This window comes from Pseudomonas sp. P5_B2, assembly GCF_056400445.1.
Genome location: NZ_JBFULH010000210.1, coordinates 1 through 7,160, shown reverse-complemented (window position 1 = coordinate 7,160; position 7,160 = coordinate 1). Strand labels below are relative to the sequence as shown.

The 7,160-nt window shown below is 57.6% G+C and carries 5 protein-coding genes and 1 pseudogene; 3 read left to right on the top strand and 3 right to left on the bottom strand.

Going from position 1 to position 7,160, the window contains the following annotated elements:
• Window positions 1-92: 92 nt before the first annotated feature.
• Both phnX and AC1DRJ_RS16105 read left to right on the top strand, forming a co-directional pair.
• A complete protein-coding gene (gene phnX, locus AC1DRJ_RS16110) occupies window positions 93-920 on the top strand; it encodes a phosphonoacetaldehyde hydrolase (RefSeq protein WP_477803036.1) in 828 nt (275 codons plus the stop codon).
• A gap of 183 nt (window positions 921-1,103) precedes the next feature.
• Window positions 1,104-1,652 (top strand): cytochrome b, encoded by a 549-nt coding sequence (locus AC1DRJ_RS16105; RefSeq protein WP_477803035.1) that lies wholly within the window; start codon window positions 1,104-1,106, stop codon window positions 1,650-1,652.
• Window positions 1,653-1,798: 146 nt separating this feature from the next.
• Here AC1DRJ_RS16105 and AC1DRJ_RS16100 read toward each other — a convergent pair whose 3' ends face one another.
• The 3 genes and pseudogenes from AC1DRJ_RS16100 to AC1DRJ_RS16090 all read right to left on the bottom strand — a co-directional run.
• Window positions 1,799-2,725, bottom strand: coding sequence for a 1-aminocyclopropane-1-carboxylate deaminase/D-cysteine desulfhydrase (locus tag AC1DRJ_RS16100; RefSeq protein WP_477803034.1), 927 nt, complete (start codon window positions 2,723-2,725; stop codon window positions 1,799-1,801).
• A 184-nt stretch (window positions 2,726-2,909) separates the two neighbouring features.
• A complete protein-coding gene (locus AC1DRJ_RS16095) occupies window positions 2,910-4,949 on the bottom strand; it encodes an oxidoreductase (protein ID WP_477803033.1) in 2,040 nt (679 codons plus the stop codon).
• 335 nt (window positions 4,950-5,284) lie between these two features.
• Window positions 5,285-5,443: pseudogene (locus AC1DRJ_RS16090) on the bottom strand (LysR family transcriptional regulator); the annotation flags it as partial.
• 274 nt (window positions 5,444-5,717) lie between these two features.
• Here AC1DRJ_RS16090 and AC1DRJ_RS16085 point away from each other — a divergent pair.
• Window positions 5,718-7,160: ATP-dependent nuclease (locus tag AC1DRJ_RS16085; RefSeq protein WP_477803032.1), on the top strand; the 1,443-nt coding region annotated here is incomplete at its 3' end.

Genomic DNA, 7,160 nt, shown 5'->3' with positions numbered 1-7,160 from the left:
AGGGTTTACGACTGCTTCGCAGCCGAACGCAGCCTCGCAGGCTCGGCAGCTGCTACACGGATCTTCATTTATTCAAATACAGGATATGAGACATGAACTATTCAAACCCAACCAAACTGCAGGCCGCCATCCTCGACTGGGCCGGCACCGTCGTCGATTTCGGCTCCTTCGCGCCCACGCAGATATTTGTCGAAGCCTTCGCCGAGTTCGACGTCCAGGTCTCTATCGAAGAAGCCCGTGGGCCGATGGGCATGGGCAAGTGGGACCACATCCGCACCCTGTGCGATCACCCGCAAGTCGCCGAGCGCTACCGCGCCGTGTTCGGCCGCGCACCGACCGACGAGGATGTCACCGCCATTTACCAACGTTTCATGCCGCTGCAGATCGAAAAAATCGCCGAACACTCGGCGCTGATTCCCGGCGCACTGGAGACCATCGCCCTCCTGCGCCAACAAGGGATCAAGATCGGTTCCTGCTCCGGTTACCCGAAACAGGTCATGGACAAAGTGGTCGAACTGGCTGCCATCAACGGTTACGTCGCCGACCACGTGGTTGCTACCGATGAAGTTCCCAACGGACGTCCGTGGCCGGCTCAAGCCTTGGCCAACGTTATTGCGCTGGGCATTGACGATGTCGCGGCCTGCGTGAAGATCGACGACACCGTGCCGGGCATTCTTGAAGGTCGTCGCGCCGGCATGTGGACCGTGGCACTTATCTGCTCGGGCAATGCGCTGGGCTTGGACTACGAAGGTTATCGCGCCCTCGGCAACGATAAACTGACCAGCGAACGCAAGCGTATCCATGCCATGTTCGAAGGCTCCCGCCCGCACTACATGATCGACACCATCACTGACTTGCCGCAAGTGATCGCCGACATCAACAAGCGCCTGGCCAAGGGTGAGATGCCGCAGAACAGCTGATACCGCAACACACCAGACTAAACAGCGCCCGCCCGCAAAAGAACGGGCGCTTTTTCTGCCAATCACTTGATCCAGAGCGTTGAAAGTTAAATAGCGTCAGGCAAACCCACTAAAGGGGATTACAGTTAGGTAACACCGCCTGAGAAGAACGGTGGGCTCGACCCGAACTGTGAGGAACACCCTATGCCATGGAAGAATTCCGAATCACGCTACAGCACCGTATCCATCACGCTGCATTGGGTCATGCTGGTCTTGCTGGCGCTGGTTTACGCCTGTATCGAGTTTCGCGGGCTCTTCCCTAAAGGCAGTGGCGGCCGAACGCTGATCGTCGAATCTCACTTTATGCTGGGCCTGACCGTGTTCGTTCTGGTCTGGCTCCGCTTATTCGCCCGCAGCCTGGGCCCGGCACCGCAGATCTTCCCCGCCTCGCCGCAGTGGCAAACCACGCTCGCGAAATTGATGCACTGGGCGCTGTACATTTTCATGATCGCGATGCCGATTCTTGGATGGTTGGTGACAAGCGCCAAGGGTAATCAAGTGATGTTTTACGGCTTTGATCTGCCAATGCTGGTAGCGGAAGACAAAGCGCTGGCCAAGCAGATTAAGGACTGGCATGAACTGGGCGGCACCATCGGCTACTGGCTGATCGGCTTGCACGCCGTGGCAGGGATCTATCACCACTATGTGGTGGGGGATAACACCTTGCTGCGGATGATGCCTAAACGCAAATGAGCGCTGCTGATTTTGTGGCGAGGGGGCTTGCCCCCGTTGGGCTGCGAAGCTGCCCCAAAAGCTGCAAACATCTCGAGCCTGGCAGCTATGGGACTGCTGCGCAGTCCAACTGGGCAAGCCCCCTCACCACAAGACCGATGTGACTTTCAGAGTTGTGGATTAAATCCCCGCAGCCCCTGCAAGCCGCCGGTGTGGATGAAGATCAAGCGTGTACCCTTTTCAAAACTTCCAGCGTCGGCGTGCTGCTTGAGCATCAGCATCGCTTTGCCGGTGTACAACGGTTCCAGAGGTATTCCACTGGCTTGTTCAGTTTGATCAATGAAGTCGAGTAACGGCTGATCGACTTTGGCAAAGCCACCACGGCTGGCGTCAAGTAATTCGTAGTTACTTAGCGCTACGCCCGCTTCCTGCAGTATCGATTCGACCTGGTGCGCAACACCGTGATCGTCGGGCACCGCCATCGCACCGTACACCTTGCGCTCGTCTGCCTCGGCCAGCACCAAGCCCGCCAGGGTTGTGCCGGTTCCGCAGGCCAACCACCAACCGTCATAGTCGCTCCAGCCCAGAGGACTCAGCTGATCGTCGACCATGGCCTTCAATCGCCTGCAGCCGCTTGCACCGCGTAGGCCGCCGCCTCCTTCGGGCACCGGATACAGATCGGGGTATTGCGCCTGCCAGGGTTGCCAGAAACCCGGCTCATGCCGCGCCCGGTAACCGCCATAACCCAACCAATGCAATTGCATGCCGAATGCCTGCACGTCTTTCACCGTCGGGGTTTCCTGCGGATGACCGCGCAACAGGCCAACGGTGCGGAAACCGAAGCGTTTGCCGGCGGCGGCCAATGCGTGCAGATGATTGGAGTGCGCACCGCCCAGGCTGATGATGCCGCTGGCACCGGCAAGGTCGGCGGCATGGAGGTGTTCGATGAGCTTGAACCACTTGTTGCCGCTGATCAGTGGGTCAACTTGGTCCAGGCGCAGGGTGGCGACTTCGATACCGGCGGTGGTGAGCCAGTCGAGATTGAGAGGTTCGAGGGGGGCCTGGGGTAGCCAGTCATTGGGAGGGAGAAGCATCGATGCCGGCTCTGGGTAAAGAGCTGGCATCTTAGCAGTCAACTTGTGGCGAGGGGGCTTGCCCCCGTTCGGTTGCGAAGCAGCCGCAAATCATTCAACGGGATACTTCCGAAACACCGCGCTGCATGGAATTGGGGCCGCTGCGCTGCCCAACGGGGGCACGCCCCCTCGCCACAAGGGCTGATTACAACCCGGCAGCCAACCGCGACCCCTGATTGATCGCGCGCTTGGCATCCAGCTCCGCCGCCACATCCGCCCCACCAATCAAATGCACGTTCTGCCCCGCCGCCACCAAACCGTCCTGCAATTCACGCAGCGGATCCTGCCCGGCGCAAATCACGATGTTGTCCACCGGCAGCACCTGTGGCTCGCCTGCTTCGCCGATACGAATGTGCAGGCCTTCGTCGTCGATCTTCAGGTACTCGACGCTGTTCAGCATCTGCACCTGCTTGTTCTTTAACCCGGTGCGGTGAATCCAGCCAGTGGTTTTACCCAGGCCGTCGCCAACCTTGGATTTTTTGCGTTGCAGCAGGAACACCTCACGGGCCGGTGCATGCGGCTCAGCCTTGATCCCCGCGACCCCGCCGCGCGCTTCCAGGTGAGTGTCGATGCCCCACTCCTTCCAGAACGCTTCGCGGTCCTGACTGGTGGCCACGCCTTGGTGCACGAGGAATTCCGACACGTCGAAACCAATGCCGCCAGCGCCGATCACTGCCACACGCTTGCCCACTGGTTTACGCTCAAGGATCACGTCGAGATAGCTCAACACCATGGCATTTTCGACGCCCGGAATCGCCGGGGTTCTTGGCGCGATGCCGGTGGCGAGAATGATCTCGTCGTAACCGCCTTCGACCAATTGCGCCACGTCAACACGGGTGTTCAGGCACACCTCGACGTTGGTGGTCTGCAATTTACGATTGAAATAACGCAGGGTTTCAAAGAACTCTTCCTTGCCTGGTACGCGCTTGGCGACGTTGAACTGGCCGCCGATTTCACTGGCCGAATCAAAAAGCGTCACTTGATGCCCGCGCTCGGCGGCCACCGTCGCAGCGGAAAGCCCCGCAGGCCCGGCACCGACCACGGCGATCTTCTTGATCTGCTGCACCGGGAGGTAGTTGAGCTCGGTCTCATGGCAAGCGCGCGGGTTGACCAGGCAACTGGTCAATTTGCCACCGAATGTGTGGTCCAGGCACGCCTGGTTGCAACCGATGCAGGTGTTGATCTCATCGGCGCGACCTTCAGCGGCCTTGTTGACGAAGTCCGGGTCGGCAAGGAACGGCCGCGCCATGGACACCATGTCGGCATCGCCTTCGGCCAGAATCTGTTCGGCCACTTCCGGAGTGTTGATGCGGTTGGTGGTGATCAGCGGAATGCTCACCGAGCCACGCAGTTTGGCCGTGACTTTACTGAACGCCGCACGTGGCACCTTGGTGGCGATGGTCGGGATCCGCGCTTCGTGCCAGCCAATACCGGTGTTGATGATCGTTGCACCGGCCTTTTCGATGGCCTTGGCCAGGGTGACGATTTCTTCCCAAGAGCTGCCGCCTTCCACGAGGTCGAGCATCGACAGGCGGAAGATAATAATGAAGTTCGGACCCACCGCTTCACGCACGCGGCGGACGATTTCCACCGGCAGACGCATACGGTTTTCGTAGCTGCCGCCCCAACGGTCGGTGCGGTGGTTGGTGTGGGCTGCGAGGAACTGGTTAATGAAATAACCTTCCGAGCCCATGATCTCGACGCCGTCATACTCGGCCTGTTGCGCCAGGGTCGAACAGGTGACGAAATCGCTGATTTGTTTCTCGATGCCTTCCTCGTCGAGCTCTTTAGGCTTGAACGGGTTGATTGGCGCCTGGATGGCGCTCGGCGCGACCTGTTTCGGGCTGTAGGCATAACGCCCGGCGTGGAGGATCTGCATGCAGATCTTGCCGCCAGCTTCGTGCACGGCGCGAGTCACGATCTGGTGCTTGAGCGCTTCTTCCTCGGTGGTCAGCTTGGCCGCCCCGGAATACACCCCGCCCTCGTCGTTAGGGCCGATGCCGCCGGTGACCATCAGGCCAACCCCACCACGCGCACGTTYGGCGAAGTAAGCCGCCATGCGTTCGAAACCGCCGGGTTTCTCCTCAAGACCGGTGTGCATCGAGCCCATCAGGGTACGGTTGCGCAGCGTGGTAAAACCCAGGTCCAGCGGGGCCAACAGGTGCGGGTAATGAKCGGCGGCCATTTGTAACTCCACATCGAGCGATCACGGAAAAAGTGCAGGAGCTCTTTGGCTCCCATCAGTCATGCGGGACAGGTTAAGAGTCGCGCTCCTGTCACTCAATGACCGAAACTGACAACTTATTGATCCAAATGTGCAGCACCCCTTGGCAAGTGCGCGCATGGGCCCTACCCTAGTCGCGAACCCTGCATGAGTTTTCACTACGATTGGAATTCTTTTCATTAAGAATGGAACCAGCCAACCATAGCCAGCCGTGTCGCGAAAACCTTAAGCGCCAGCATGAGCGCCGTTTGTGAAAGGTTTTATGTCGTGAAGTCGGGCCGTTGCTAGAAGAATTTCCGCGGTGCGGCGCTGAACAGCCGCACTCCGAAGCAGACCTCCTGCTTGGCAATACTCTTGGCTCCCCAGCTAGTATCGCTCAAACATCGAGCGACCTCGGCGAGGCTGCCGATTCCGGCGCTGCGCACAACGCATTCGATACTCCTGAAGGTTTCCATAGGCGTCACTATAAACTTGTGGTTTAGACGGCCTATTGCGTTTACTACCCTACCTTCCTTCAGTGGTCATTAGAAAATAAAACGAAGTCATTAGTTTCTGTGACGGAATCCGAACCCAGCTGGCCAAATGAAGTAACCAATCGAATCCTGGCAGGATAAATCTCACAGTTCTGAGGGATCACTGTAAAAAAGACTGTTTAGCTGCGCATTGACTGATATCGCGTGCACGTCTTCACTCCTGTCTACCCTAGGCAGGAACAGAGGATGGACCCTAATGGCCGCATGCTTTCACTACCTGAAAATTGAAAATTTCAGAGGCATCCATTCCTTGGAATGGCGCCCCAACGCTGGGGTCAACGTCATCCTTGGGGGAGGTAACGTAGGGAAGTCGACGTTACTGGAAGCGATTGCTCTTCTTCTCAGTCCAACCAACAGCTACACCTTGGCAGATGCTGATTACTGGAATCGTGATGTAGCGGCCGAATTTCTCATTGAGACAGTGATTTCGTTACCCGGTGAAGGCGCTATTAATCAACAAGGAGCAATGGCTTGGCCTTGGGAATGGGATGGCAGCAATGCCGTCCTCCCTGAAGTTGCTGAAGATATTGAGCAAGCACCCCGACCGGCCGTATACAAGTTAAGAGTCAGGGGTACCGCTGAGCTGGAGCTGGCGTTTGAAATAGCTCAGCCGGATGGCACCTGTGTTTCGATGTCAGTGGCTCTTCGTCGATCCATCGGGGTCGTTAAACTCTCTGGAGATGATCGCAGCGACCGCGATTTGCGTCTGGTGTACGGCGCCGGTTTGGACAGGCTGCTCGCTGACCGAGGGCTGCGCGCACGCCTCGGCAGAGAGATCGCGTCTGACCAAATTGAGCAACATCTGGATCAGCCAGCCAGAGAAAAGTTAGATGCACTGGACGAGTTGTTTGGGCTTAGATCGCTACCAACCGAGTTAGGCCTGGCATTTGTTGGCAATGCGGGAGTGTCGGTCAACGCACTGGTCGGCTTGACTTCAGATAAAAACGGAATCGCTCTTCCCCTAATCAGTTGGGGATCGGGAACTCGGCGATTAGCTGCGTTGGCTATTGCTGACTCCCTGCAGGAAGGCCATCCGATCACAGTCTTAGATGAGCTAGAGCGCGGGTTGGAGCCCTACCGACAGCGACAGCTGATGAAGACGCTAATCGAAGGCGCAGGCCAAGCATTTGTCACGACCCACAGCTCCACGGTTGTCAGTGCCTCAGGACCCGCTTCCCTTTGGTACATTGATTCGACCGGTAGGATTGGCGCCTTACCTCGGGATAAAGTTGAGCGGCACCAATCGGCAGACCCAGAGACGTTCCTATCCAGGCTTACAATTGTTGCAGAGGGCGCAACAGAGGTAGGTTTCCTGGCAGCTCTATTGGATAGGTACGTGCCGGAGTGGCGCGATCATGGTATTTACATCAGCGACGCGACTGGGAACGATAATGTTTTAAGTCTATTGGAGGCGCTGTCTTCAGGCGGTTTAAAATTTGCTGGTTTCGCGGATTTTGAAGGTCGGTGCGAGGGACGCTGGCGAACGCTAAGGCATCGAATGGGCAATCTCCTCTTCCAATGGGAACAAGGTTGCCTGGAGGAAAATATTATTCCCCTGATACCTCCAGCTCGCATATTTCAACTCATCGAAGACCCTGCTGCAGAAAAAACAGGCATGCGTCTGAGGACCTTAGCTAGC